Below are 26557 nucleotides of genomic sequence, written 5' to 3' on the forward strand. Positions count from 1 at the left end.
CGTCGCCGCCGGGTTGTGGAATGTGAATTCGTAACGCAATCCTCTTTGCGGGAGAGGGCATCCCCACACGTAATGGTCGATACGCTCACGCTGGTCCTCGCGGGCGTTCTTGCGTACTCCCTGGGAGCGATGGCCTTGCAGCGTCGCGGCTTTCTGCCATCCTTTCTCCACGTCTCGGGGCCGATCACCACGATCCATACCAAGCGTGGCCGGGCGTTTCTCGACTGGCTCGCCGGTCCCAAGCGGTTCTGGCGAGCTTTCGCGAACGTGGGGGTCGGATTCGCGTTGTTCGTCCTGGTCGGGATGTTCCTGACAGTCCTGTTTTCGGGATTCATGAGCCTCCAGCAACCGGGTGCGAACCCGATCCAGGAGCCGAAAAACGCCCTGGTCATCCCGGGCCTCAACGACTTCCTCCCGCCCGCGGCCGCGCCGGAGATCATCTTCGGGTTGCTCGTCGGCATGGTGGTTCACGAAGGGGGCCACGGCTTGCTCTGTCGGGTCGAAAACATCGACATCGACTCGATGGGCGTTGCCCTCCTGACGATCATCCCGCTGGGCGCGTTCGTCGAACCCGACGAGGAGAGTCGGGCCGAAGCCGACCGCGGCGCCCAGACCCGAATGTTCGCAGCCGGGGTGACCAACAACTTCGTCGTCACGGCGCTCGCCTTTCTCCTGCTCTTTGGCCCGGTCGCGGGCTCGATCCAGGCCGTCGGGGGCGTCGCCGTCGGCGGCACATTCCCGGGATCGCCGGCCGCCGACGCGTCCCTCGGGGAGGGTGACGTGATCACGGGGATCAATGGGACCGAAGTGACCAACCAGTCGACGCTGACCGACGCACTCGGGAACACCGAGAGCCGGACGGTCGCGATGTCCCTCCACGGCGGCGAGACCAAATATATTCAGCGGTCGGTGTTCGTCACCGTGGCCCTCCTCGAGGGGCCGCTTGCCGTCGATGAGGGCGACACGATCACGAGCGTCAACGGGACGAGTGTCCACACCGTCAGCGGGCTGGAAGAGGTCGTCGAGAACCGGTCGGTTGCGACACTCGAAACGGCCGATGGAAACCGGACGACCGGGCCGATCGGCGCGTACGTCAGCCGCGTCGCCGAGGACGGCCCCTTCGCCGAGGACGGCGGCCCGGCGGGCGAATCAGTCGTCATCACTCACTTCGATGGGGAGCGGATCGTCGGGCAGAGTCAACTCACCGAAGCGCTCGACGGGACTGCACCCGGCGACGAGGTCGACCTCGTCGCGTACGTCGACGGCGAACGCCGAACGTACACGGTCACGCTCGGGGAGAACCCACGTGACGACACCGGGTTTCTCGGCGTCGTCGGCATTCAGCCCGGGATCAGCGGCCTCGACGTCAACGACTTCGGCATCCAATCGTACCCCGCCGAGACCTACCTCGGCATCCTCGGCGGCGACGTCGGCCTGGACAGCTCGCTCGCCCAGCAGATCCTCTGGATCGTGACGCTACCCTTCGCGAGCGTGGTCAACCCCAACATCGCGTTCAACTTCGCCGGCTTCCTCGGGCCGATCGCTGACTTCTATACCATCCAGGGGCCGCTCGGCGGCCTCGGCGGCGGGGTGTTCGTCGCGGCGAACCTGCTGTTCTGGACTGCCTGGATCAACCTCAATCTCGCCGTGTTCAACCTGATCCCGCTGTTTCCGCTGGACGGCGGCCACTTGCTCCGGACGGGAACGGAAGCAATCGTGTCTCGAACACCGATCAACAAGCGCTGGGCTGTCCGCACCGTGACTGTCTCGGTCGGACTCGTGATGTTCGGAAGCCTCATGTTGATGTTGTTCGGCCCGCAGTTGCTTGCCTGAACGGTATTTAACTCTTTTCCCGACCTGCCGTCCCGGAAGGTCTGGATCGGGTAATAAGTACTACCGCCCGGTACGTGCTATTGCGAGGTTCCCGGTGAACACCGGCCCACCAAGGATTCGGTGCCTCTGACAGCGCCGGTCCTCCTTGCTTTCCCGTTGACCGCGACGGCCCACTGACCAAAGGTCCCCGACGTGACGGCCCTCCGGCGGATCCGTCGTGGTCGTGAATACTCTGGGACTCGATCCGAGTGTATGGACCTCCGACTCGCGAGAAGCGGTGGACCCGAAGCGAGCGAACCACCGCCGCAGCTGTCGCTGACCAGCGCGGCACGTCGCTCGTGCAGTCCGTCGTTCCGTAGATTCATACTTCTCGTCGTCATAGTTCCGATAGATGCGGCTCGACGACTATATCGAAGGCTTCGAGCGCGACGAGGCCGCCGAGAAGCGCCGCCTCGCCGAGGAGAAGTCCTATGCGATCACCGATCACCTCGAAGACGTCGAGCGACAGCTCGAGGAGACCCTCCAGGGCGACGCGCTCTTTGGCTCGACCGCGCCCGAGATCTTCGTCGGGCGCTCGGGCTACCCGAACGTCTCCTCCGGCGTGCTCTCGCCGGTCGCCGACGAGCAGGACCCCACCGACTTTGCGACCAGCGGCCAGTGGTACGCCAACGGCCTGGGGATCGAGGACGTCCTCCAGCGCCGGACGGGCCTGCTGAACTCCCAGCGCTCGGCGAAGGTGGACGTCAACGACGTCTGGGATGGGTTCGTCGGCACCCAGCGCGAGGTCGCGATCGCCGACCGGCCCGTCGATGTCGAGATCGGGCTGGACGGAACGCCCGATTTCGACCTGACCACTGACGACATCTCCACGCCCACGGGCCCGCGGGCGCGGGCGACCGAAGCCACGCTCGCCGAGAATCCTCACGTGCCACGCCCGGTCGAGAAGACCCTCGAGGACGACGACTGGCGCGCGGAGGGCGCGATGACCTACCTCTACCGGAAGGGCTTCGACGTCTACGATGTCAACACCATCCTCTCGGCGGGCGCGCTCGGACAGGGCCGAAACCGGCGACTCGTCCCGACGCGGTGGTCGATCACCGCCGTCGACGACACGGTCGGGCAGTATCTCCACGGGGGGATCCGCAACGCGAACACCATCGACGAGACCCAGGTCTGGTACAACGAATACATGGGCAATCGCTACTGGATCATCCTCACGCCGGGCGACTGGGAGTTCGAACTCGTCGAGATGAAAGCCCCCGAGAGCGTCTGGAACCCCCTCGGCGAGACCCACTACCTCGCCAGCGCCCACGAGGGCTACGGGGGGCGATCGAGTTACGTCGAGGAAACCGCCGGGGCGTACTACGCCTCGCGACTCGGCGTCCTTGAGCACCTCGTCGACATCGATCGACAGGCCAAGTGTCTCGTCCTTCGGGAGGTGACCGACGACTACTGGGCCCCGGTCGGCGTCTGGCAGGTCCGTGAGGGCGTCCGCAATGCTTTCGAGGATCCGGAGGGCCTCCCCGACACGCTTTCGGGCCGATACGGCGAGGCCGGAAGTTTCCGCGACGCCGTGACGAGCGTGACCGAGCAACTACCCGTGTCGCTGACGGCACTGCGCCGGAAGTCAGAGATGGTGGCCGGCCTTCAGGCGACGCTGTCTGACTTCTGAGACGGACGGGTGTGCGTTCGTGGCGACATTCGCTACCTCGGGGTTGGGAATTCCGTCAGGGAGGTACAGCCGACAGTATCGACAACAGTACTGTTCGTCAATTCATCGCTGATCCACACTGGGAATCTGGTCAAGGTGGATCGTCATTAGCTCCTCAAATGCTGAATGCGAATCTAGTGATTAGAGTCCGTCTAGAACGCAAGTCCGTTGCGGCCCCCGCTTTCATGATACTCCGTCGCGGTGTAGAGGCCGGTGGACTGATTGTAACATTCTCCGGTGTTTCGTCAATTCCGTCAGCATTATCTGGATCTTCACTCCCCCCTGTAGACTTCGTAGGCGTGCTCGCCGACTAGTCCTCCGATAGTTGGGATCGGCGCGTCGTCCGCCCAGCCGATCGAAAGCGTATGACTCAATTCCAACATTTTCAATCCGTTGTTGTTGCATTCGGAGCGGTCTCCGTCGGCCCTAATCCATTTGGGAGGAACTCTGCTGGCGGGAGATTCTCATCGCATCGGCGAGGCCTCCCGTCCCAAACCCGACTGAAGTCATCGTTTTCCTTCGCTCGTTGATCTTTGGTCCCGGTCCAATAGAGCAAGGCGATACTCACGTTTTTATCGCAGACAGATTCGTCGGCTGTAGCTGTGATTACAAATGGGAACGCATCTGTGTGAAGAACGGTGGATCTTGTACCTCCTCCAGTGATGTTTCCTATACTGTGAGACCGGATCAGTTCCCCTCGGTGATCGTATAAGATCATCTCAATATTGTGGAATGTCGCGCCCCAGAAACCGTTTTTTATGGAAAGCTCTACTTCCCATTCGGAGTTTGATTTCTTGACAAATGGATGGATGCTCAGCTCCCATTCTTTTCCAGGGGTCTCAACATCTCCATTGCTGAGACAACCGCCTCCGGCAACTAACAGACCGGACAACCACTGGAGGTAGTAACGACGATTCATATTAAGACTCGCGGGATGGGACTCCCTTGAGGTCAACTGTACTCAGTTCCTCGATACTAAAGTGTAGGAGTGGAATCGAGCCAGGATGACCGATATCGGTCGTATCGAACGCCGTTCCACGTTTCATGATACTCCACCACGGATAGGCAGAAGCAGTAATCCCTCGCTTGGGCAATGAGACGTTCTCGGGCGTGGGATCGATACTGCCGGCCCACTCTGGGTGGCCCATGTTCCCACTGTAGACTTCATACGCTTTCTGACCGACGAGATCGCCCAATCGGGAATCTTCGTGTCGTCGTTCCAGCCGACAGAGAGCAATATGTTGTACATGCTCAACACACTTGCACCTACCGCGCATCATTCTCAGCTGGGAGAAATTCTTTTGGGGGCAGCTCTTGATCACATTTTCGTCCGTCAAATACCCAGACATCTCTGGGATCGTCAAATTGATCACCCATCTGAGAACGATCCCCTTCCCAGTAGACTAATCCGATATTTACGTGTTCATTACAGGGGGATTCCTTTGCTTTCGCTGTGATCAAATATGGGAACGCTTCAGTGCTGAGTGCGACAGTTTTCTCACTGTCCACGGTCCCGACTTGCTGACTAATTAATTGTTCTCCCGACTTCCCAAAGAGGAGTATTTCGACATCGTGGAACGCAGATTCGAAAGAGTCGTTCTGGAGAGTGAGTTCTACTTCCCACGCTGAATCGTCAGCAAAAACATTGGGCCATATCATGAGATTCCACTGTTTTGCTGGCGTCTGCGTATTCGATGGCAATACACAGCCCGCCATCGGGAGAGATATGCAAAACAGACCACCGATTACCCGTCTGCGTCTCATATTATGAGTTACGTGAGGGAATCTCTTCGAAGTCAACTGTACTCAATTCCTCAATGCTAAAGTGTAATAGTGGGAATTGGTCCGGATGGCCAATTCTCCCGCTGTCGAACGCTTCTCCTCGCTTCATCACACTCCACCAGGGATACGTGGGGGTTGGGGTTGGATTCGGCAACGAGACGTTCTCGGGCGTGGGATCGATACCGCCGGCCCACTCCGGGTGGCCCAGGTTCCCACTGTAGACTTCGTAGGCGTGTTCGCCGACCAGTCCTCCGATCGTGGGGATCGGCGCGTCGTCCGCCCAGCCGATCGAGACCGCGTGACCGAGTTCGTGCATCCCTCGTTGCGTTTCACTCAGTACCATTGTCTAATTTTGTCGTGGCGTCGTCTGGTAGTAGCTGTTCTGGCGGCAGTTCCTCATCACAGCGACGGGGCCGCCCTTCCCAGACGCGTTCGAACTCGACGGATCCCTCTCCGCGCTGCTCACTTGTCCCATTCCAATAGGTCAGACCGATATGTACGTTCTCGTCACATGGAGACTCTCGAGCCCTTGCTGTAATGATATATGGGAATTGTTCCGTTTCGAGAGTTACATCTATCGTTCCAGAAAGACTCCCTATCGAGGAAGACTGCAGCAAGTCCCCATTTTCGTCGTACACTACTATTTCTAAATCATGAAATGTTATATCCCATCCAATCTCGCTTACGACTCGAATAGTTGTCCTAAAACCGTCACTAGTTCGACTCATGTCCTCCGGTAAAATACTGAGTCTCCATTCTTTCTCCGGCGTTTCATCGTCTCTATTAGTAACACAACCCGCAGTAAAGGTCACTGGTATAATGAACCACGTGAGTACTTCACGACGTAACATATCAATCTTCTTTTGAAGGGATCGCTTCGAAGTCAACCGTACTCAATTCTTCTAGGCTGAAATGTAATACTGGGATCTCGCCTGGATGTCTCACACCAGTGGTATCGAATGCCGGGCCGAATTTCATCAGACTCCACCATGGATACGTGGGTGACGCAACTGACGAGTTCGGCAACGAAACGTTCTCGGGCGTCGGATCGATACCGCCTGCCCGATTTGGCATGCCGATGTTCCCACTGTAGACTTCGTAGGCGTGCTCGCCGACCAGTCCTCCGATCGTGGGGATCGGCGCATCGTCCGCCCAGCCGATCGAAAACGCGTGGCCCAGTTCGTGCATTCCAACGGATTGGAGTCCGTGGAAGTCATTCTTGGAGAAGTCATCTCGTGCGATCATGATCCCGAAGCCGGTCTCGTAAGGCAACTGGTTGACGAGGGGGCCGTCCGGCGAACCGACGTGCATCGCCATGCCGGTGGCACCACTGAGAGACGTTCGTTCATCGATTTCCGAACTGGGCTCGTCCGGTTGATCGCCCAGTGACGTTCCCCAGAGCATGTGCAACGCGTCCGTATCGTTGTGGTACTCATCTTCGATCTTCCCGAGTTCCCATCTGTTGAGTTGGCTGGGATCGGTTTGGTTCATGGGAATATCCTCGGGGTCATAAATCCGTGTGCCCGGATCAGGTAGATATCCTGGATACTGGAACGTGATGTCCTCTCGGGTGAGTTCGTCGCTTTCGACGAACTCCAGATCAACCCCATACAGAGCGTAGTTCCGTTCGATCGCTTCGATGAGCGCCACGTTGTTCGTGTTGTTAATCTCGAACGGCGAGCCGTTCGCGGGCCAACTCTCGTTTCGGACGTAATCGACTTCGACCGTCAATTGGGTCTGTGCTTCGGGGGTTGATGCCTCGCTAGTCGGATCCGTATCCCAGTGCAATTCGCCGACGTGGACGTTCGAGTGATACTTCGGCCCGTTGTCGGTCAGCTGTGCACCCGGATCGTCGTCATCCACCTCGTGAATACCAACCTGCTCGTCGACGCGTTCGTCAGCACCGCTAGTGCCGTTGCCCGACTGTAAGTGCTCCCGATAGAGGATCACGTTGTCCGAATACCCGACACCGTGAACGCCGACCAGCCATTCATGGACCATCACTGTCAAAATATACATGAACACCCTGGCAGGCATCTTCAATATAGGGGAGTTGACACGTCTCGATAATCTGGACAGAGTGTCACATGCATTTCCCAGTCTCGTTGTGCCGTGGATAGGGGAACGGCGGATCGAGTTCTTCTAGTGGGCCCACAGTATAGGCGTATACCTGAGATTCGTTCTGCCAAACCCCAACATTCTGGTATATTTGGCCATACGTTCTGAATCGAGGATGGTCGATGACAATATATTTTGGAATAGATTGTGAACGAATAGACACTGTTTCGTGGTCGGTCGGTGTTTCGAAATCCCCGACGATGGTCGAATTGAGAACCGTTCCGTTCAAACCGTACAAGCACAACGTGACGTCGTGAAAGGTAGTGGGCTTGAGAGACTGATTTGGCGGCGCTTTGAAGCGAACTGTCCCGCGGTAGTAGAAGCCGGACTCGTTCGCATAATACGCTTCGATATCACCAAATCGGACATGCCCATCGACGGGTCCATCTTCGGTACCTGTTGTTGTAGTATTCGCGGTTTCTAGGGTACTGCATCCGGAAAATACACCACTTGTGATCAGTAGGATCACTATTGCAATTGTTTTCCTCATCGGTTTGTCGAATTTGTAGAGACTGTGAACAGTTCCTCGATGCTGAATCCTGTGTACGTTGTATTTGTTGGCGGAAGGAATATCCATGTTGAATGTCCACCACTCATCACACTCCATTCCTCTTTTGCTTGACCAAATCTATCGTAGACCTGCTCTGTAGTCGAATCTCTCCTTCCGCCACTATACACTTCTGTCCAGCAACAGTCGTCGTCGGCTTCGCCAGTCCGAAGGTGGTGGCCGATCTCGTGGACGGCAGTCTTCGTGGTGAGAACGCGCAAGCGTTCGCTCCGGTTGAGCGAGAACCGCGAGGGGACATCGCTCGGATTGTGCTCGTCAGTAAAGACGGCCAGCCAATGGGTATGCGTGCGATTACCTGAATGCCTGCGGACGCCACCGCCATACCGGGTGAGAGGACCGGTAGAATCGGGGCCAACGGCCATGTAAACGGCATCAGTTTGATGGAACTCATCGGACAGGTGATAAATATTTGACCTATTCCATGGTGGCGAATGATCGTAATAGGTGTGGCTACTCACTGGCCCGATTGTCGTCGTATCGTACCCTTCTAAATCGTCGTTGGTGACAGTATCCATATAGCGATCTTCGACGAAATCGATATTTATGCCATACAGCGCGTAGTTATCACTGATTGCTTCTCGCCACTCTTCGGATCGAACTGACTCCGGGACATCCTCGTGATAGTCGACTTCGATGCGGACCGTCGGGTCGGGCGTCTCGGCGGCTGACCCGTCGTTCGGATCGGTTCCCCACTGCAACTCGCCGACGTGAACGTTCGAATGGTCCGGCGTCCCGTCGCCATTGATGTCGGTACTGAGAGCCGAGGGGGCCGCTGAAGCGTTGTGGAAATCAACCTGTTGTTGAACGATTTCGTCGCCAGTGACGCCACCACCGTTTTGGAGGTTCTCCCGATACAGGATCACGTTATCCGAGTAGTTGACCCCATAGACGCCGATCCAGCCGTCCCAGTAGCCGTCATCGTCCGTGTCAGGATCCAATGGATCAGTATCGACCGACTCGTCTCGAGCAAGGGTCTGTCGATTGCCTTCGGTCAGATACCGTGCTTCCTGGCCGTCCGTGAGTCCATCGTCGTCGGTGTCGGGATCCCACGGATCCGTCCCGGTGGCGATCTCATCGCCGTTCGAGAAGAACGTATCCGAACGCGTCGTCCCATCTAAAGCGATAAATAGCAACCGCTCTCTGGCTTCCCGAGGCCCTAATCGATCATCCGATTCGAGGGGGATCGACCCGTTCGTGACGAAATCAAAATCCGCAGTCTTGTCCGTGTACGCCTCCTCGAGGGGCAACCCGACGTTGTGCTTTGCCGCCGAGGACGAGCCGTACCCGTCCTCGATCAATCGCTCGACACCACCCGCTATTCCATACGTCACGGGATCCCGTGGATCCGTATGCGTCTCTTCTTTCTCTTCGGCATCCGTCAGTCCGTCGCCGTCCGTATCTTTCAGCATGGGATTGGACGTGACGGTGATATTAGCGTCCGGATTCTCCTCGACACTGCCGGCCCACCGGTAGGGCTGGCCGCTCTCGTTGATCACCGAGATGTTCCAGCCGTCGGCCTCCGAGTTGTTGTCCAGAGAGACTTCCTCGTGATCCTCGAGACCATCACCGTCCGAATCGGCGAGCGTCGGATTGGATCGTAGCTCGAAGTACGAGACGATGTACTCGTGCTCGAGGTCGTTGACGACGAAGTCGATCGGGTATTCTCTGTACTCCTCGGCCTCTTCGCCGTCCGCGAGTTCGTCGCCGTCAGTGTGCTTGTCGGTCGCATTGGTCGGAAGCCGGCGGAGATCCGAGCCAGTGTGACCAATCGGCAGTCCGTTTTCTTCGAGGACATCCGGCAGTCCGTCGCCGTCGGTGTCTTTCGGCTCGACCTCTTCGGCGACCCGCGAGAAGACGTTCGGCAAGTCCGAGGCGTCGTCGACGTAATTGTACGTCCCATTGGTGATCGATGCGATATCCGAGAGTTTGTTCCCGTCGGCACCGCCGAACCCAATCGTGTGGATCGTGATATTCCGGTCGGCAGCCGTCCGTGCCTGAGCCCGGCCGCCCGAGCCCTGGCCGTCGGTCAACAGGATCGCGACCTTCGCTCGCGTGTTGTTGCTCGCACTCGCGAAGTGCTGGTTTGCCCGCGCGACGCCCGCGCCAATGTTCGTTCCACCGGCGGCGTCGAGGTTCTCGATCGTGACGTTGACCGCCCCGAAGTCCGTCGTCAACTGTTGGGCAACGTGGGCGTCGCCGTCGAAGTCAACGACGCCCGCCCGGTCGCCTGGAACGAGTGCGCCGACGAACTCTTTGGCCGCTTGCTTACGGAATTCCTGGGGATCGTTCCAGCCCATCGATCCTGAGGAGTCGATGATGAACTGGACGTCCACGGACTGGATCGTCTCCTCGCCGCCCGTCCCGTTCGACGGTCGCTCGGCGGTGACGTCGGTCGCCCAGTTCGAAATCGAGAAGACGGCAAAGGTCGAGAAGTGCTCTGTTTCGGCCGTCACTGTGTTGTTCTCGGCGTCGATCGTCGAGTTGATCGGGACGTAGAGTTGTTTCTCGGGGTCGTACGTGACGACTGCCAGATCCGACTCGTTGCTTGCGGCCGGCAGCGAATCGTCGTAGGAGATGGTGACGTTCGCCGATTCGAAGTCCTCCGTGGATTCGATCTCGACGATCTCCGAGACACTCATGTTCTCGACGCGGTCGCCCCCTGCGAAGCGCTCGGTCTCCTCGCCGACGGACACACCACCAGCCACGTTCCCCTCGCCAGTCAACTCGACATCGACGCCCAGACTCTCGTTGCCCGCCGTCGTCGTATACGTCTCGTTGCCGTCTTCGATACCGTCGTCGTCGGTGTCCGGATCGAGCGGATCCGTCTCGAACGGGTCGGTCGGTTCGACGCCATCGTCGAGGCCGTCGTCGTCAGTGTCGGCCTGCCACGGATCCGTCCCGTTGGCGAGTTCCTGGGGATCAGTCAGCCCGTCACCGTCGATGTCGGCATACTGGGGCGACGTCTCAGCGTCGTATTCCTCGGCGTTGGTCAAGCCATCGCCGTCGAGGTCCTCCTCGCCGTCAGGTGTACCGTCATCTGTGTCGGCGTCGAGTGGATCCGTCCCGATCACGAACTCCTCGAAGCCATCAGGTAGATCGTCACCGTCTGTATCAGCTTCGAGTGGATCCGTCCCGAGTTCCCGTTCTCGGATCGTCGACAACCCATCTCCGTCGAAGTCCTCGTTGCCGTCGGTCGTGCCATTGTTGGCCTCGTTCACCTCGGTCGACGGTGCATCGCTATCGGGATCCAGCGGATCCGTGCCCGTTACGTTCGCTTCGTAGGTGTCCGGGAGGCCATCACCGTCCAGGCGAAGCACCACCCTGCTCGCCTGGCTCTGCCCGGATGACGCATCACTGTTGCCGTTGTTTCTCTTCTTCTTGCCCTTCTGCTTGCCGTTGTTCGACTGCTGACCGTCGTCACTTTCGACAGCAGTGATTTCGATCGTGTTTACACGCTCGGAGAGGTTGATCGTTTTCGCGAAGGTTCCGTTGGCGTAGCCACGGCGAAGTGGGAGGTCGACTGTGCGGTCTTCGTTGACCGTCGCGGTCACGTTCACGGCGTCCAGCCCGGTCGGGTTCGTCACATTCCCAACCAACGTATACTGTGCCCGCTCGCTTCCATTGCGGATCGGATCCGCTCGCCGGGTGAGCGTCACCTCCGGACCGACCTCGCCATCGATCATTCGCAAGACAGTGTGGGCCTGGTTGACCGCCTGGCCGTACGTCCGGACGGCCCGTGCGGTCGTCCGAATCGACTGCGCGCCCGATTGCTCGCCAGCGCGATCGCGGATCCGCTCGGCGCGGGCGAGTTGCCGCCGAGCATTGTCGATGTGCGCTTCGACACTGTTGGTCTTTCCTGGGCCGAGGTCCGTTTCAGTCGCTGCGAAGGCATACTCGGCATCGCGGATGACTTGCCGAGCCGAGCGGTTGTCTGCTGTCGTCACTAATTCGACGATCTGGTCGAGTCGCTTGCTCTGATTCGTCCCGTCGAAGTCAGTCAGCGCTCGGAGCACTTCTGCATCGCGAATGAACGCGTGCTGGTCACCGATCCGTGTCGGATCCTGGTAAAACGCAAAGGAATCGTTCAGTCGCGAGCGAGCCCGTTCCTTAGCCGACTCGAGTTGGTTCGACGAGGCCGAGAAGTTCTCGATTCGCTCCATGGCCTGGGCTTTCAATATCACCGGCGGCCCGTCGGTCGGCTCCTCGAGCGCTGTCTCTCCATCCGACGGCGCATTCCCGGCGTTCTGTGCGGCCGTGTCGGCAGCCACTACTCCCGCCGGTAGCATCGAGATGACCATCAAAAGCGATGCGACGATTGCGAATAGTTGCCCCCATCCACCATTTAAGGACATATCTGCTGGAATTGCATACCGGGTTAAAATAATTTCTGGTAGATAACTTTCCACATTGATACCTACGACGCGATCACTGTCAATTACGACAGCATCACGTCGCCACGCCTGTTGGACAAACTCGGCTGCCGTCGTGCTTCAAAAGTGACTGACAAGCAGGAACTCGTAGGGGCCAAAATGCGGAATCTCTCCTGATCAGGCGGATCGGGACGCTGTCTCTGCACGTGGCCCCTCCATCACAGGGTATGAAATAACGCCCGGGGTATCGTTCCGACGACGCCCGGTGGTCCAACGGTGACTCGTGGAAAGCCGACAGTCCGGGGCCCATAGCGAGTCCCGACCCTTATTTGTCCGTCGGCGCGAACGCCGACCCATGACCGACGACACCGCCGAGGATCTCGGGGAGACCCTGGACCTGCGGGAGTACGAATCCACGGCACTGACCCAGTTGCTCACGCTCGGCCGGACGACCGCGCCGAACCTCGCCGAGGCGACGGGGATCCCACGCGCCCGGATCTACGACGTGCTCGAGACGCTGTCGAACGCCGGCTACGTCAAGGTGATCCCGGGGCGACCCAAGGAGTACGAGGCCAAACACCCCGAGACGATCCTCGAGCGGGCGATCGAGAACCGCCGACAGTCCTTCGAATCGGCCCGGGCCGAGATCGACTCGTTTCGCGACCGGTTCGTCACCGAGTTCGGGCCCGTCTACGAGCGGGCGGGCGAGGACGTCACCCCCACTGAGGACCTGTTTCACGTCGTCGACGTCGGCGAGGCGAGCGAGACCGAGACCCGACGACTCTACGGTGCGGCCGACGACGGGATCGACGTCATCACGAAGAGCTTTGCGTACTTCGAGTCGGTCCGCCCGGCGTTCGAAGCTGCTTACGATCGCGGCGTCCCGATCCGGGTCTTACTCCTCGATCCCGAGCATCTCTCGGCCGAGAACCGCCCCGTCCAGGCCGACATGATCGAGCGCCTCCGGGCGGACTTCCCGGACGTCGAGTTGCGCTACAGCGAGAAGCTCCTGCCCTGGCGCGGGACGATTGTCGACCCGAGCATGGACTACGAGACCGGTGAGGCGATCATGCTGGTCGAGGAGAAGGACGTTCCGCTGTCGATGCGACAGGCCGCCGTCACCGAGAACGGCTCCTTTGTCGCCGGGCTGGGCCGGTACTTCGAGTTGATCTGGGAGTACGACAGCCGGCCGGTGAGTGACGAGACAGACGGTTCGATCTGAACCGACGGCCCAAGGGTCGCCACGTCCCACAGAATCCACACCTACTTTTCTCCCCGGCGGCAACGACCGGCCATGAACCACGAGCGCTCCCGCGAGCTGTACGATCGCGCGCTATCGGTCGCCCCGGGCGGGGTCAACTCCTCCGTGCGGGCGATTCAACCGTATCCCTTCTTCGTCGAGAAGGGCGACGGCGGCCACGTCATCGACGCCGACGGCAACCGCTATCTGGACTTCGTGATGGGTTACGGGCCGCTCCTGCTCGGCCACGACCTGCCCGAACAGGTCCAGTCAGCGATCCAGCAGCGCGCCGCCGAGGGGCCGATGTACGGCGCGCCCACCGAGGTCGAGGTCGAACTCGCGGAGTTCGTCGCCCGCCACGTCCCGAGCGTCGAGATGGTTCGGTTCGTCAATTCGGGGACGGAGGCGACCGTCTCGGCCGTTCGCCTCGCTCGCGGGTACACCGGCCGGGACAAGATCGTCATCATGCAGGGCTCCTATCACGGCGCGCAGGAATCCACCCTCGTCGAGGGCGAGGGGACGCACACGAGCCCGTCGAGTCCCGGCATTCCCGAGAGCTTCGCCGAGCATACGATCACCGTCCCGTTCAACGACGAAGAATACGTCGAGGCCGTCTTCGAAGAACACGGCGACGAGATTGCGGCCGTCCTGACGGAGCCGATCCTCGGCAACCACGGCATCGTCCACCCCGTCGAGGGGTACCACGACACGCTGCGGGACCTCTGTGACGACTACGGCTCCCTCCTGATTTTCGACGAGGTGATCACCGGCTTCCGGGTCGGCGGTCCCCAGTGCGCCCAGGGCAAGTTCGGCATCGAACCCGACGTGACCACGTTCGGGAAGATCGTCGGCGGCGGGTTCCCGGTCGGTGCGATCGGTGGGAGAAGCGAGATCATCGAGCAGTTCACGCCCGCGGGCGAGGTCTTCCAGTCGGGCACCTTCTCGGGTCACCCGGTGACGATGGCCGCCGGCCTGGAGACGCTCCGGTACGCCGCCGAGAACGACGTCTGGGCGCAGGTGAACGATCTGGGAGCGCAAATGCGCGAGGGGCTGACCGACATCGTCGCGAATCGCGCCCCCGAGTACACCGTCGTCGGGTCGGACTCGATGTTCAAGGTGATCTTCACCCGCGACGGGGCGAGCGGCGAGAACCACTGTGGATCGGGGTGTCGCCAGCGCGAGTCCTGTCCGAGCTACGACGCCTGTCCGAAGAACGGGGCCGACGTGGATCGGGCCGAGACCGAGCGCTGGGAACGGCTGTTCTGGCCGGCGATGAAGGAGGAGGGCGTGTTCCTGACGCCCAACCAGTTCGAATCGCAGTTCGTCTCGGCGGCTCACACCGAGGAAGACATCGAGGAAGCGTTGGAAGCGTACAAGGAAGCGCTGTAGCGCGGCGTCTCCTTCCTCAAGCCCCGCCGTCATCGAGTCGTCGTTCGTCGCAATAGAACGGACGATTCAGTTCCGTCTGATTCACGATGGTGCAATGGAGGCCTCCGAAGTAATCAGCAGTCACCGGCGACTGTACCAGCGGGGTGCCGAGGTCGGACTCTACGACGAAGCGTGTGGGGAGCGCCTCGCCGAACTGTGGACCCAGAACCGGACAAAGACCTACTATCGGCTCGGAGTTGCCACCGAAGCACAAGCAAAGACGATGCACGATCTTGCCACCGCGATTCATAACGAGCTCGTCAATGCGAGTCGAGTCCAACACGAGTGTCTCTGTTAATCGATGTTCTCCGCAAGCTCTTGCCGAAAATAGTGACACAGCAGTATCTGTTTCAGAGTTGGTAGGCATAGCCGTGAAAGATACAGAGGATGAAGTCAGCATTGGTCTCTGTTTGTTTTGATTGGTGACACTGAATCAGTCGCTCACTGCGAGAATAAGTGAAGCTCCGAAAAACTCTTAAGCCAGAAAGTACTTTGATTCGATATGCCTCCCTCCGTATCCAATACAGAAAAATTGGTGTCATCACTTCATCGTGGTATTTTGGGGCTGTTACTCGGAATGTTCGGCTTGCTCGGTGTCGGTCTGGCGAAGAAACTCCTGATGGGTGACTACCTTCTTGGTACTGTGGGTGTGGTTCTTGCACTCGGGGCAGGTTACTGGATACTCTCGCTTTTTCAGGAAGGACTTCGTGAGCGATGAGTGCGCGCGCTCTATTCACCGCTGCGAGTTCTGACAGTCTTCATAGACGACAATTCACGGTGTACAACACTCAGAGGGTCAGTTTAGCAAAAGAAGACGAGTTAATTCATGAATTCAAAAACCAACAAATTTCTAATGCTGCCTCTGTCCAGTCATGATTGGTTATTTTCCATTTTCCTATCAAGCGTTCAATTAATCCTCGACCGCGAGTCTTCTCGACGATCAAGCGTACGCTCGGCGACGCCGTGCGTGCGCGAGCGTGGTTTCGTGAGTTCCGTGAAATTGTCCTGAACTGTGTTTTTCATAACATCAAACGAGCAGTGACACCATGAAATTACGTCACGTCCGGCGATTCACCACGGCCGTTCGGTCGCAAACCGACAGATAAGTTCAAACGTCGCCTCGATATCCTGTCGATAGTCATCGACATCAATGCCGTCGGTTTCGGGGTAAACCATCCTTACAAATTGAAAACCGGCTCGTCTGGTGAACTATCCTCAGTCGATCACATTGACAGCCGCGTAATCTCGTCAGATGACGCTAAATCAGATCGAACTGGTCGTGGAACATCTTCGAGGCGCTGGTGAGCGTGATCTTCGGGATGGACCGTCGCTGTCGGCGGCGGATTGCCGCCGACGCGACAGCGTCGCCACTCACGACGGCTGTCCGGATCGGTGGACAGCTACCGGAAGAACCGGTCGTCGAGTGGCTGGTTCGCTGGAACTGCCCTGCGCACACCAAGCGCTGTCCAGGCTGCCCGCAGCACCATCTCGCAGAACTCAGTGAACGACCACTGCCAGAGGCGGCGCCCCCCGCGGCGGGGCGCCGCCACGTACCTCCAGTGGAGATACCGCCAGCTGTTCTGGAGCAGCAGGCTCACGACAAACATCACCAGCCGTAGACCAGCGTCCTGAGAGCTGGTGAATGCGAGGCTCTGCTTGGCTAAGCGGTAACTCGACTCGATGCCGAAGCGCTTGCTGTAATGCTCTCGGGCATCCCGCGGCGTGTCGATAAACGGCGCGTCAGCGGCGTAGCCGTGACGCGCCACCCCGTGTTCGTCGTATCGGCCCTGCTGGTAGACGCAGTCGATGAACACGGGAAAGGTCACCTCGCCAACGAGATCGTGTTCGATCTCGCGGCTCCAGCCCCTGCTGAGTTCGTTTTGAATCGTCTCGCCCCACTTGACGATCGGCATCACGTAGGCGTAGTTGTGTGCGTACAGCAGTCCGAGACAGGTGCTGTTGTAGAATCCGTGATCGAGGTAGACGGCCTTGACGCCGAGGTCAAGGCCGTCAAGGAGTTCGAGGAACTCAGCGAGGACATCGCTGGTGGTGTCGCCAGCGACAAGCTGGCGCACCGCCAGTGTGTACCGCTTGTTGCGTACCCGCGCGTAGAGAGTCGCATACGCGTGAAACGTCGTTGTACCCCGCTTCGCCTCCGAGAAGTACAGCGCTTCTGTCTCGTCTTCGTCGCCGTAGTAGGGATCGAGGTGGAGGTCTGCGCAGACCTCCACCGGTCGATCTGGGAGTGTCTCAAGTGCATCTCGCTGCAAGAGCGTGTCTCCAACTACCTCAACAGTGTCAAGGTCGAACTGATCGGTGAGATGTCCCCGGACAGTGTTGGCGTGCGGTGAGTCGTCTGTCGTTTCGCAGACGTGGTTGATCGAGGTCCCGCCGGCGCTGGCGCCGGCGAGGACCTCATACAGCTTCTCCGTGGTGACTTCGACGTTTTCGCCGAGATCTATCGCAAGCTCCTCGTCAAGGCTGTTGACGACAAAATTAAGCAGGTGCTCTTCCTCTATCTCGTTGTCTGCTTCGGGTTCTTGCACATCCTCCCAAAGCAGACACTTCCTCTAACCCGATGTGATCGACTGAGTCTCGTTCACCCGGGCAGACCTGAACCGCCAGTAGGTGCGGTCGCCTTTCTTCTTGCTTCCGCGAGCTTTTGGAACTCGGACTCGGTAGTCGGTCGTGGCCAGCACCTCGCCGTCTCTGCTGATGTAGTGCGGCTGGTTATGCGCAGAGACGTAGGCTTTTGTCGAGGGGTGGACGGCGAAGATGGTGATTGCTGCATCCCGGATGAATCCACTTCCAGAGATGGGTGTACCTGCGGGGTGAATCGCTTTCGACCGCCCCATCCTGGGCAGGTCTCCGAGGTCGCCACGATTGCTTTCTGTGAGTTCTTCCGGCTTGCTAGCCGCTCGTAGAAGCGACTCAGATACTTATCGTTACAGGTGTGTACTGCATTGTGAGCAGGTTGGACGAGCAGCCACCGAACTCTTCCTGATACACGTTTCGAGATGCCACCCTCGATCCGCGAGTCCGGCGACTCGCGGATCACCGGGTTCAACCCAACGTAGCTGACGACCTCCTTACCACCGTCAAATCGGTCAATTTCGCCTAACTCCGCGTAGATTGTCAACGCCGTATAGTAACTCACGCCGGGAACCGTCATCAGCAGCTGAGTCTCTGAAGGAGACCCAGCGCGTTCTTCGATTGTCTTCTCAAGTTTCTGAATCTCCTCGGTAAGCGTCACAACCAACTCAAGATACGATTCCAGCAACGTGTCCCATGGTGTCGGGAGCGAGAGTTCCCGGAGTGATCAGCATAACCTCTGAACATCCGGAAGGAATGTCTCGATCCAGTCACTAGCGAAGCGTAGCCGATGATCGCGTCTCGCCCGTCGTCAAGCCAACCACGTCGATCTCGTGAATAATCGTACTCTGGAGTATGATACTTTGAAGTATGATACTTTGAAGTATGATACTCTAAAGTATCATCGTCACCTCAGCAGGTGGTGTTCAGATAAGAGATCCAAACTGGAGACAACGCACCGAAAGCCCTCGCGGGGCTCGACCGCTCCGGGACTCTCACGGCTCACTCCGTTCGCCGTTCGAGCGATCCGAGACGCTCACACAGTTCGCGTCTCGCGCTCGCTGCGCTCCGGTAGGTGCTTGCGTCGTCCGGGAGGGTTCGAGTGCAGTTCCGGGAACCCCGGCGAAGTAAGGACCGCAACGCAGTGAGGACCGCAACGAGCCGCGGAACTGGAACTGCACGAGGGCTTTCGGTGTCTGCATCCCAAGGGCCAGTGTTTGTCTGAACACCACCCTTAAGCAACTGCCAGACGCCCCGAGAGACAGACGCCGTCGCGACGGCCGGTCCGTCGCTCTTTTTGCTCCCACCGCCCTACCCGCCGTAACTCGCATGGACCCGGAGGACAACCGCCGGAGTTGGGCCGAGCGCGACGGCGCCTACTCGCCGGAGTACTACGCCCACATCGGCGAGAACGAGGTGAGCGAGACGCTCGCGACCGTCATCGAGTACTACGCGCCGGAGGACGCGAGCATCCTCGAGATCGGGTGTGGCTCGGGTCGCCACCTGGACCACTTACTCGGCGTCGGCTACAAGGACCTCGCCGGGATCGACATCAACGACGACTCCTTCGAGGTGATGGCCGAGGCGTACCCACGGCTCGCCGACACCGGGACGTTCCTCAGCGGCGCGATCGAAGATCATCTGCCGGATTTCCCAGACGACGCCTACGACGTGGTCTACTCGGTCGAGACGCTCCAGCACGTCCACCCCGACGACGAGTGGGTCTTCGAGGAACTGGTCCGGGTCACCGGCGATCTGCTGATCACGGCCGAGAACGAGGGCAACCGACCGAATCGCGGGCCCGATGCCGAGGACGTGAGCTACGTCGACGACGACTTCCCGCTGTATCACCGCGACTGGAAGGCCGTCTTCTCCGATCTGGGACTCGCCCAACTCCTCGTCGAGCGGACGAACCGCGACACGATACGGGTCTTTCGGGCCCCCTGACGTCGTTCGGTGGCTGGCCGGCGAAGCGGCCTACCGAATCATCGTCAGCAACATCTTGAACCGTTCGTCCGCCGCGACCGCGTGGGGCGTCTCGGCCGGGAAGACGATCGACTCGCCCGCCGCAAGTTCGTGGTCGGTCCCGTCGATCGTGACCTCGGCCGTGCCATCGAGCACCTGCAGGAGTGCCTCGTGGGGCGCGGTGTGCTCACTGATCGTCTGGCCCTCGTCGCAGGCAAAGACCGTCAGCGTCGCGGCCTCTCGGTCGACTAGCGTTCGACTTACGATCGCCCCGTCCTGGTAGTCCAGTAGGTCTTCGAGTTCGAGTACAGATCCCGCGAGGTCCGCGAGTTGGTTGTCGCTCATACCGACACTCGGGCCAGCCGACGCTTGGGGCTGGTGGCGAACATGTTCGGTCCAGATGAGCCGGCCGGGGCGATCGAGGCGAGGACGCGAACCGACACCGCTACGGGCTGGCCGAGCGAGTCTCAGTCCATGCGCGTCAGTGTCATCGGCGGGAGCAGCGTCGGCGACGAACGGTACGAACAGGCCCGCGAAGTCGGCCGGTTGCTGGCCGAGCGCGACTACGAGGTCGTCTGTGGCGGTCTCAGTGGGGTGATGGAGGCGGCGGCCCGGGGAGCGACGGAAGCAGGCGGGCACACGATCGGCATCCTCCCCGGCGAGGACCGCCAGGCGGCCAACGAGTATGTCGAGACGCCGATCGCCACGGGGCTGGGCAACGCACGCAACGCACTGGTCGTCGCCAACGGCGACGCGGCCATCGCGATCGACGGCTCGACGGGGACGCTCTCGGAGATCGCGCTGGCGCTCGACGCCGGGAAGCCGGTGGTCGGCCTGGATACGCACGACGTTGCGGGCGTCGAAGCTGTCGAAACGCCACGAGCGGCCGTCGAGTACGTCGAGTCAGCGCGGCAGTGACCGCTCTCACTCTACTGTAACCAGTCGACGAAGATCCCTTCGAGGAGCGTCTCGCGCTGGCGGCTGATGTACTGCGATTGCATCCCCCAGATCGCCTCGCCGAGCGGGACGCCCTCCCGGACCTGCCGACGAACGAAGTCGTGTTTGAACCGGGCCGGCGTCATCCGCCGGTCGAGGCGCTCACGCAGCGGTTTGATATATCGGTGCGCCTCGGCTGTCGAGAGTCCCCGCAACTCCAGCCCGTCGCGGGCGTGCTCGAAAAGATCGCCGTAGAGCTCGTCAGTGGCCGTCGTCTCACCACCGCCCGTGATCCAGGTCAGGTTGGCGTCCAATCCGTCGCGAGCGGCGGCGTAGAAGTTCTCACGCGCGCGCACCCAGTCGAGATCGCGCACGGGGTGTTCCCGACGCGGGAGACTCTCTAAGAGTCCAGCGAAGACGGCCGTAAAGGCGACGGCGTCACGGATCGTCGGCTGACCGGGCAACGGACGGAACTCGATGCGGGCGTTGGCCCCGGAGCGGGTTGCGCCGTCGAAGACTGGTCGGACCCACCGCCAGTAACTGCCGTGCTTGTGTCGAATGTGAGCGAAGCGATCGTCGAAGCGGCCGCCCGTCTCGACGTCCATCGGGACGATTAGCGGGTCGTCGACGATCCGGTCGATCGCTTCCTCGACGGAATCGAGATCACGGGGAAAGCGAACCTTCGGTTCGGCGTCGCTTCCCGCGGGCGGGTTGAGGACGGACTCGAAGATCCCGATCCGGTGTTCCATGTGGGCGTCGGCGACGATCTCGCGGTCGTGAGCGTCGTCGTAACACTCCGGCGGGAAGAACGGCGAGTTGACGCCAAGCGCGAGGAGGGGGCCGGCCACACGGAGGGCGTACCGGAAGCGTTCGGGGAGGTCAGGAGCGTGGGGAACCTGGTAGTGTGGCTGGATCGACGTAATGAGACTCTCGGGCATCACGGTATCGGCCTGCAAGGAGACGTGCGGGGCGTCCAGGCGGAATTCAGATGGATACGCCGTATTCGCCATCGCGTGATACCGGACGCTGTCGGACATGTTCGTCCCGATGCGGATCCCGTCCTGTTCGACAGAGTCGGTGAGATACTCGATAGCGGTCTCGCCATTGGGTGGGACCGTCCACAGGCCGTCGCTGACGAGCCTGATGTTCTCGGCTCCCGTCCGCTCGGTCGCCGGTGCGAGGTTGGCCTGAAGTTGTCGGGTTTGGCCCTCGATGCCGTACTCGTTCAGCGGCAGGGGGGCCGTCTGCATCTCGGCGTTGTGGAGGCCGAGTTCCTGCTCGAAGCCGATGCGTTCGAGCAGCTGTCGGGGGACGCGCCGGAGGGCATCCGTCCGGTCGTCGGCCGCGTAGAGTTCGAACTCCAGGCCGACGATCGCCTGGCTGTTGTCGAAGGTTCCGTCCCGGACTTCGGCTTTGAGGGCTGTGGCCTCTTCCTCGGCGCGCTCTTGAAATCGCTCACGATCGACGGCCAACGCCTCGCTGACCGCAGCGGCGAGTTCCGAGGCCGACATGCCCCGGGATTACGGTCGGGGTATCTTGAACGTGGTGGCTGGGTTATCTCGTCGTGACCACCGGCCGAAACAGCGCCGACATCGATTGCTCGCCGAAACTGGCGCCGTTTGCTGGTTGTCCCTCGACTGGGTGGCCCTCTCGGCGAAGCCAGTGGCTCACGTCTGGTGCGCACGCGGAAGGACAGACTGTTCGTCGTAGCTATCGGAGAGTCTCGCCGCCAGGCGGGAGTTCGGGAAGGCATTACCACTGAGAGCGGCCTTTTAGGGCTGTGAGCGGTACGAAAACGCGATGAGCCGACGTCAGCCAGTTGACGAGCGACCGTCGACGAGACGACCTCGCGGAGGGATCGATCGATGAGTGACACCGACAGAGAGGCCGACCACCTCGAGGACGTCGAGGACGGGTGTGGCTGTGCCGAAGTCTGGGAGCACCTCTCGGCGGAGCGCGACCGGACCAGCACGGATGAGTGAGCGGCGGCGGGACGCTTTTGGCAATCCAAACCCACCAACGAGTACGAATGAGTGACGAATCGGCGGAACCGGACGTCCCCACCGATCGGGAATCGCCGGTCGGCCAGCCGGTGATCAGAGGGGATCCGGAGGCGACGGGCGAACACGCGGATCGGGCTGTCGAGTTCGATCCGAACGACGAGGAGAGTCTCGAAGCGGCGGCGATCACGGTCCGCGCGTTCGTCGAGAACACCGTCGGCGACGAGGACAGCGTCTACATGCTCCGGGGGGCGGCCGCCTGTGCGGCGCTGGTCCGCGGGGTCGGGTCCTACAAGGCCGCTGCCGAGCGGGCCGGCGGCGAGACGACGGTCTCGTTCATCCGGAAGTGGGCCCGGGTACACGATCTCCCGCGGGCGATCCGCCGGCACGTCGCGAAAGGCGAGATCGCGCCGACGGCGGCCAAGCATATCGCCCGCGTGAGTGGCACGTCCCGGTTCTTGCTGGCGTTCGCGATCCTGGATCACGGACTGACCGTTCGGGAGGTTCGGTCCTTAGCGAGCGAAATCGCCGACGGGACCGATCCCGCGGTCGCGCTCGGCGAGGCGGGGTATCCCCTCGGCGAACTCACGATCAGGTTGCCCGTCGACGCCTACTGTAAACTCCGTCGGCGAGCCTCTCTGGAGGACGAAGCGCTAGGTTCGCTGATCGCTACGGCGCTGGCCGAGCACTACGACGCGGTCGAGGAGCCTGATCGGCGCCAACCGTAAGGACTTAGCCGACAACTCCCCCATAATCGAGTGAGGGCCGGTAGCTCAGTCAGGCAGAGCGTCTGGCTTTTAACCAGACGGTCATGGGTTCAATTCCCATCCGGCCCGCTATTGCGACGAACGGACGTGAGGAGCTATGCGGCCAAGGGAATCGAACCCTACCAGTGGCAGCCCGCGCAGCGTAGCGAGCAGGAACCTCTGGTTCCGGTTCAATTCTCACCGGCGACGATTGTCACCAAGTATTCGACCAGCAGCTGTCGAAGCGTGGACGACAGCGAAAAATGAGTGGTCGATGATCTACCCGGTAGCCCTAGACGGACTCGAAGGTCCAGAGCTGGTTGTCGCCGCCGTGCCAGTCGTACTGCTGGACGTTCGCGCCGTCCGACGTCGAGGAACTCTCGACCTCGACGGCCTTCTGGCTGTGGACGGGCTGGATGTGGTACTGGCCGCCGCCCTGGTCGTGGAGGTAGAAGCGTTGGTTGTCGCTACCGCCGTCCGAATACTGCTGGACGTTCGCGCCATTGTCCGTCGACTGGTTGGCGACGTCGAGTACCTTCCCGCTGTTGATGTTCTGGATGCGGAACTGGCCGCCGCCCGTGTCCTCGACATTCCACTGCTGGTTCTCGCCGCCCCAGTAGCTGTACTGCTGGACGTTCGCGCCATTGTCCGTCGACTGACCGGTCACGTCCATGCCCTTGGCGCTGTTGACGTTCTGGATGCTGTAGGTGCCGTTGGCTGGCGGATTCGAGGAACCACTCGTGCTGTCGGTCCCGTCGTCACTGCCGCCTCCGCCACCCGAGTCTCCGACTGTGACGCTGGAACTCCCGCTGGACTGGTAGCCCTCGGTGGCCAGGATCTGATAGTCGTGGGTACCGATGTCCATACCGTTGGACGCCCACGCGTCGAAGTGGTTACCGACGGAGATGGTGCCACTCTGGCGCGTGTTCTGCCGGACACTCCAGTACTGCGGGAAGGTGGCCGTGCCTTCGATCGAGGGTTTGTTTTCCCGGAGCGACTCGTAGATGTCGTAGGTCCCGCCGTCGGTGTTGACGGTCCCCCTGTAGTCGTGCTCGGGCCGGTAGGAGCCGTGATCCTCGATGATGTAGTACTCGACGAGCGGGTCCGTCGTCCATCCATAGAGACACAGATAGCCGTTGGAGCCCCCGTTGAAGGAAGCCGAATACTCGACGTTCCGGCGGCCGCCGGTCTCCCAGCCCTTGCCACACACGAAGTTGCCTGTATCCGACCAGTCGACGCTGTAACTGCCGCCCGACTCCAGGTTCATCTCGACCGTCCCCTCGGAATCGGTCCAGAACGAGTAGTAGTACCCGTCGTGGGTGCCGGTCTGGTTCGAGGTGATGGCCGCAGCCGGACTTGCCAGACTGCCGATGCCGAGGCCAGCCGCCGCAGTGGCGGCGGCCCCTTTCAGGTAGCTCCGGCGGTCGAGCTGGCCAAGTGGTTCGCTTTCGTTCGATTCGTCAACTGCCCCGTTGCGTACGTCCTCCGATTCGTATTGCCCCATTGTGCTATACCACATACATATGCCATACGTCCAGTTATATAAATCATTCTATTTCTATGATTGATCCAGGGGGAACGTGAAAATACGAATGCGTGCGGAGAGATTTCGCAGCGTCGCTCGGGGAGTCGGCGCGGACGCTCAGGAGATCGTGACGGTCACCTCGTCGGTGGTGGACGTCCCCTCGTTGTCGGTCGCGGTAAGGGAAACAGTGTAACTGCCGGCGGACTGGTAGCGCTCGTCGATGTACCAGCCGGTGCCGGTGACGCCGTTGCCCAGATCCCACTCGAGTGAGGTGATGTAGGAACCCGGACCAGTGGTGTCCGTGATGTTGAACTGGACCAGATCGCCGACGCTTGCCGACGTCGTGTTCGGGTCGATCTCCGCGACGAGACTCCCGGTGTCATTGCCATCGTCGCCGCCAGTGTCACCGCCGTCGTCACCACCGTTCCCGTCCAGCGAGAGGTCGAGGTAGTTGAGATCCCACCAGCTTTCGTCCATGGAAACGCGGATGACCTGCTGGCCTGCGTCGAGGGAGACCCCCGAGGTGGAGACGGTCTCCCAGGAATCCCAGCCACCAGTGGCACCGAAACTGAGGTCCCCGGAGACGTTTTGCCCGTTGACTTCGAGGTGGAACGAACCACCGCCGGAATCAGAAGCGACCAGCGCATCGAGCGTGTAATCGCCGGATTGCTGGACGTCGACGGTATACTCTACCCACTCGCCGGACTCGATGTAGCCGATCGAATACCCGGAGCCGGCAGAGTTCGAGGAGATGTCGACGCCCTCGCCAGTACGCATGGCACCGCCCTCGTTCTCGGCGGTATTGTCGCTGTAGGCGACGCCCGAGCCACCCTGATCGTACTCCTCGGCCTGGATCCGGCCGGGGACGGCGTGTGGGGTGCCGTTGTACGGCTGCTGGCTGCCAGTGTCACCGCCGGTGTCGCCGCCGTCGTCTCCACCGCCACCAGTATCGCCACCACCGCCGGACTCGCCGATGGTGACACTCGCGCTCCCGCTACTCTGGTAGCCCTCGGTCGCAAGAATCTGGTAGTCGTGGCTGCCCATGTTCAGCCCCACGCTCTCCCAGGCGTCGAAGTGGTTGCCAGTCGTGATCGTCCCGCTGGTCCGTGAGTTCTGCCGAATGGACCAGTACTGCGTGAACGTCGCCGTCCCCTCGATCGAGGGCTTCTCGACCCGTTCGGACGTGTAGATCTCGTACGTGGAGCCGTCTGTGGTGTGAGTCCCTTGATAGGAGTCACCCGGCTTGTAGCTCCCGTAGTCCTCGATGATGTAGTACTCCACCAGTGGGTCTGTCGTCCACCCGTACAAACACAGGTAGGAGTTACCCTGCGGGTTGTAATCGGCTGTATACTCGATGTCCCGGCGCGCACCGGTTTCCCAGCCTTTCCCACAGACGAAATTACCCGTATTCGACCAGTCGACGCTGTAACTCCCACCTGACTCCAGCGTCATTTCGACCGAGCCCTGGTCGTTGGTCCAGAACGAGTAGAAGTACCCGTCGTGCGTCCCCGTCTGATTCTCCGTGATGGCTGCGGCCGGACTCGCGAGGGATCCGACCCCAAGCCCTGTCGCGACGGTGGCCGCGGCCCCTTTGAGGTAGCTCCGACGGTCGAACTGTCCGAACAGGTCGTTCTCACTCGATTCCGCGTCGGGATTGCGATCCGAATCGTGTTTTCTCATAGTGTTTTACCAACAGACAGATACCCAGATTCTAACCATATAAATCATTCTATTTAGTCTGAA

At 60.5% G+C, this 26557-nt stretch carries 20 protein-coding genes, 1 tRNA gene and 2 pseudogenes; 11 read left to right on the top strand and 12 right to left on the bottom strand.

Annotation, left to right across the window (positions count from 1 at the left end):
- Positions 1-72: 72 nt before the first annotated feature.
- Both HTIA_RS08350 and nreA read left to right on the top strand, forming a co-directional pair.
- Entirely contained in the window at positions 73-1833 is a 1761-nt protein-coding gene (locus HTIA_RS08350) for a site-2 protease family protein (protein ID WP_008525973.1), read from the top strand.
- A gap of 391 nt (positions 1834-2224) precedes the next feature.
- Positions 2225-3505, top strand: a complete 1281-nt coding sequence (gene nreA / locus HTIA_RS08355) for a DNA repair protein NreA (protein WP_008525975.1) — start codon at positions 2225-2227, stop codon at positions 3503-3505.
- A gap of 424 nt (positions 3506-3929) precedes the next feature.
- On the opposite strand, the gene HTIA_RS16335 is transcribed toward nreA, so the two are convergent.
- From HTIA_RS16335 to HTIA_RS08370, 6 genes are all read right to left on the bottom strand, one after another.
- Positions 3930-4463 (bottom strand): hypothetical protein, encoded by a 534-nt coding sequence (locus HTIA_RS16335; RefSeq protein ID WP_148290943.1) that lies wholly within the window; start codon positions 4461-4463, stop codon positions 3930-3932.
- A 347-nt stretch (positions 4464-4810) separates the two neighbouring features.
- On the bottom strand, positions 4811-5245 hold the full coding sequence (locus HTIA_RS15830; RefSeq protein ID WP_148290944.1) for a hypothetical protein: 435 nt from the start codon (positions 5243-5245) through the stop codon (positions 4811-4813).
- Positions 5246-5309: 64 nt separating this feature from the next.
- Positions 5310-5669 carry a hypothetical protein gene (locus HTIA_RS08360; protein ID WP_021029526.1) on the bottom strand — a complete coding sequence of 120 codons (360 nt, stop codon included), beginning with the start codon at positions 5667-5669 and terminating at the stop codon, positions 5310-5312.
- 509 nt (positions 5670-6178) lie between these two features.
- Positions 6179-7345, bottom strand: coding sequence for a hypothetical protein (locus tag HTIA_RS17145; RefSeq protein ID WP_242401899.1), 1167 nt, complete (start codon positions 7343-7345; stop codon positions 6179-6181).
- Between the two features lie 64 nt (positions 7346-7409).
- Positions 7410-7934, bottom strand: a complete 525-nt coding sequence (locus HTIA_RS16345; RefSeq protein WP_021029528.1) for a hypothetical protein — start codon at positions 7932-7934, stop codon at positions 7410-7412.
- Complete coding sequence (locus HTIA_RS08370) at positions 7931-12364, bottom strand: VWA domain-containing protein (RefSeq protein ID WP_021029529.1); 4434 nt, start codon at positions 12362-12364, stop codon at positions 7931-7933. Before HTIA_RS08370 ends, HTIA_RS16345 begins: the two co-directional genes overlap by 4 nt.
- Before the next feature lie 373 nt (positions 12365-12737).
- On the opposite strand from HTIA_RS08370, the gene HTIA_RS08375 reads away from it, so the two are divergent.
- The 5 genes and pseudogenes from HTIA_RS08375 to HTIA_RS16350 form a co-directional block, all read left to right on the top strand.
- On the top strand, positions 12738-13604 hold the full coding sequence (locus HTIA_RS08375; RefSeq protein WP_008525981.1) for a TrmB family transcriptional regulator: 867 nt from the start codon (positions 12738-12740) through the stop codon (positions 13602-13604).
- Between the two features lie 72 nt (positions 13605-13676).
- Entirely contained in the window at positions 13677-15011 is a 1335-nt protein-coding gene (gene hemL / locus HTIA_RS08380; RefSeq protein WP_008525982.1) for a glutamate-1-semialdehyde 2,1-aminomutase, read from the top strand.
- A gap of 94 nt (positions 15012-15105) precedes the next feature.
- Positions 15106-15348, top strand: coding sequence for a hypothetical protein (locus tag HTIA_RS08385; protein WP_008525983.1), 243 nt, complete (start codon positions 15106-15108; stop codon positions 15346-15348).
- Between the two features lie 204 nt (positions 15349-15552).
- The gene (locus tag HTIA_RS08390) at positions 15553-15768 is read left to right on the top strand and encodes a hypothetical protein (RefSeq protein WP_021029530.1); all 216 of its coding nucleotides are present in this window, start codon (positions 15553-15555) and stop codon (positions 15766-15768) included.
- A 209-nt stretch (positions 15769-15977) separates the two neighbouring features.
- Positions 15978-16100: pseudogene (locus HTIA_RS16350) on the top strand (IS5/IS1182 family transposase); the annotation flags it as partial.
- 350 nt (positions 16101-16450) lie between these two features.
- Here the strand turns inward: HTIA_RS16350 and HTIA_RS08395 are convergent.
- Both HTIA_RS08395 and HTIA_RS15845 read right to left on the bottom strand, forming a co-directional pair.
- The gene (locus HTIA_RS08395; protein ID WP_020936243.1) at positions 16451-17596 is read right to left on the bottom strand and encodes an ISH3 family transposase; all 1146 of its coding nucleotides are present in this window, start codon (positions 17594-17596) and stop codon (positions 16451-16453) included.
- A 323-nt stretch (positions 17597-17919) separates the two neighbouring features.
- Positions 17920-18366 (bottom strand): annotated as a pseudogene (locus HTIA_RS15845) (transposase); the annotation flags it as partial.
- 605 nt (positions 18367-18971) lie between these two features.
- Here HTIA_RS15845 and HTIA_RS08400 point away from each other — a divergent pair.
- Positions 18972-19589, top strand: coding sequence for a class I SAM-dependent methyltransferase (locus HTIA_RS08400; protein ID WP_008524278.1), 618 nt, complete (start codon positions 18972-18974; stop codon positions 19587-19589).
- Between the two features lie 30 nt (positions 19590-19619).
- On the opposite strand, the gene HTIA_RS08405 is transcribed toward HTIA_RS08400, so the two are convergent.
- Positions 19620-19952 (bottom strand): cupin domain-containing protein, encoded by a 333-nt coding sequence (locus HTIA_RS08405; protein WP_008524279.1) that lies wholly within the window; start codon positions 19950-19952, stop codon positions 19620-19622.
- A gap of 129 nt (positions 19953-20081) precedes the next feature.
- On the opposite strand from HTIA_RS08405, the gene HTIA_RS08410 reads away from it, so the two are divergent.
- Positions 20082-20525, top strand: coding sequence for a TIGR00725 family protein (locus HTIA_RS08410; RefSeq protein ID WP_020936244.1), 444 nt, complete (start codon positions 20082-20084; stop codon positions 20523-20525).
- Positions 20526-20536: 11 nt separating this feature from the next.
- Here HTIA_RS08410 and HTIA_RS08415 read toward each other — a convergent pair whose 3' ends face one another.
- Positions 20537-22054 carry a glutamate--cysteine ligase family protein gene (locus HTIA_RS08415; RefSeq protein ID WP_008524283.1) on the bottom strand — a complete coding sequence of 506 codons (1518 nt, stop codon included), beginning with the start codon at positions 22052-22054 and terminating at the stop codon, positions 20537-20539.
- 518 nt (positions 22055-22572) lie between these two features.
- Here HTIA_RS08415 and HTIA_RS08420 point away from each other — a divergent pair.
- Entirely contained in the window at positions 22573-23271 is a 699-nt protein-coding gene (locus tag HTIA_RS08420; RefSeq protein ID WP_008524287.1) for a DUF7119 family protein, read from the top strand.
- Positions 23272-23305: 34 nt separating this feature from the next.
- A tRNA-Lys gene (locus HTIA_RS08425) sits at positions 23306-23379 on the top strand.
- A 202-nt stretch (positions 23380-23581) separates the two neighbouring features.
- Here HTIA_RS08425 and HTIA_RS17290 read toward each other — a convergent pair.
- Complete coding sequence (locus HTIA_RS17290) at positions 23582-24793, bottom strand: glycoside hydrolase family 11 protein (protein WP_020936245.1); 1212 nt, start codon at positions 24791-24793, stop codon at positions 23582-23584.
- Between the two features lie 138 nt (positions 24794-24931).
- Entirely contained in the window at positions 24932-26494 is a 1563-nt protein-coding gene (locus HTIA_RS08435) for a glycoside hydrolase family 11 protein (RefSeq protein WP_008524290.1), read from the bottom strand.
- Positions 26495-26557: the final 63 nt, after the last annotated feature.

Source organism: Halorhabdus tiamatea SARL4B (genome assembly GCF_000470655.1).
Lineage (GTDB): Archaea > Halobacteriota > Halobacteria > Halobacteriales > Haloarculaceae > Halorhabdus > Halorhabdus tiamatea.

Coding starts and splice junctions, on each gene's coding strand:
- HTIA_RS08350 (WP_008525973.1), top strand. CDS start 73: ATGGTCGATACGCTCACGCTGGTCCTCGCGGGCGTTCTTGCGTACTCC.
- nreA (WP_008525975.1), top strand. CDS start 2,225: ATGCGGCTCGACGACTATATCGAAGGCTTCGAGCGCGACGAGGCCGCC.
- HTIA_RS16335 (WP_148290943.1), bottom strand. CDS start 4,463: ATGAATCGTCGTTACTACCTCCAGTGGTTGTCCGGTCTGTTAGTTGCC.
- HTIA_RS08360 (WP_021029526.1), bottom strand. CDS start 5,669: ATGGTACTGAGTGAAACGCAACGAGGGATGCACGAACTCGGTCACGCG.
- HTIA_RS17145 (WP_242401899.1), bottom strand. CDS start 7,345: ATGTATATTTTGACAGTGATGGTCCATGAATGGCTGGTCGGCGTTCAC.
- HTIA_RS16345 (WP_021029528.1), bottom strand. CDS start 7,934: ATGAGGAAAACAATTGCAATAGTGATCCTACTGATCACAAGTGGTGTA.
- HTIA_RS08370 (WP_021029529.1), bottom strand. CDS start 12,364: ATGTCCTTAAATGGTGGATGGGGGCAACTATTCGCAATCGTCGCATCG.
- HTIA_RS08375 (WP_008525981.1), top strand. CDS start 12,738: ATGACCGACGACACCGCCGAGGATCTCGGGGAGACCCTGGACCTGCGG.
- hemL (WP_008525982.1), top strand. CDS start 13,677: ATGAACCACGAGCGCTCCCGCGAGCTGTACGATCGCGCGCTATCGGTC.
- HTIA_RS08385 (WP_008525983.1), top strand. CDS start 15,106: ATGGAGGCCTCCGAAGTAATCAGCAGTCACCGGCGACTGTACCAGCGG.
- HTIA_RS08390 (WP_021029530.1), top strand. CDS start 15,553: ATGCCTCCCTCCGTATCCAATACAGAAAAATTGGTGTCATCACTTCAT.
- HTIA_RS08400 (WP_008524278.1), top strand. CDS start 18,972: ATGGACCCGGAGGACAACCGCCGGAGTTGGGCCGAGCGCGACGGCGCC.
- HTIA_RS08405 (WP_008524279.1), bottom strand. CDS start 19,952: ATGAGCGACAACCAACTCGCGGACCTCGCGGGATCTGTACTCGAACTC.
- HTIA_RS08410 (WP_020936244.1), top strand. CDS start 20,082: ATGCGCGTCAGTGTCATCGGCGGGAGCAGCGTCGGCGACGAACGGTAC.
- HTIA_RS08415 (WP_008524283.1), bottom strand. CDS start 22,054: ATGTCGGCCTCGGAACTCGCCGCTGCGGTCAGCGAGGCGTTGGCCGTC.
- HTIA_RS08420 (WP_008524287.1), top strand. CDS start 22,573: ATGAGTGACGAATCGGCGGAACCGGACGTCCCCACCGATCGGGAATCG.
- HTIA_RS17290 (WP_020936245.1), bottom strand. CDS start 24,793: ATGGGGCAATACGAATCGGAGGACGTACGCAACGGGGCAGTTGACGAA.
- HTIA_RS08435 (WP_008524290.1), bottom strand. CDS start 26,494: ATGAGAAAACACGATTCGGATCGCAATCCCGACGCGGAATCGAGTGAG.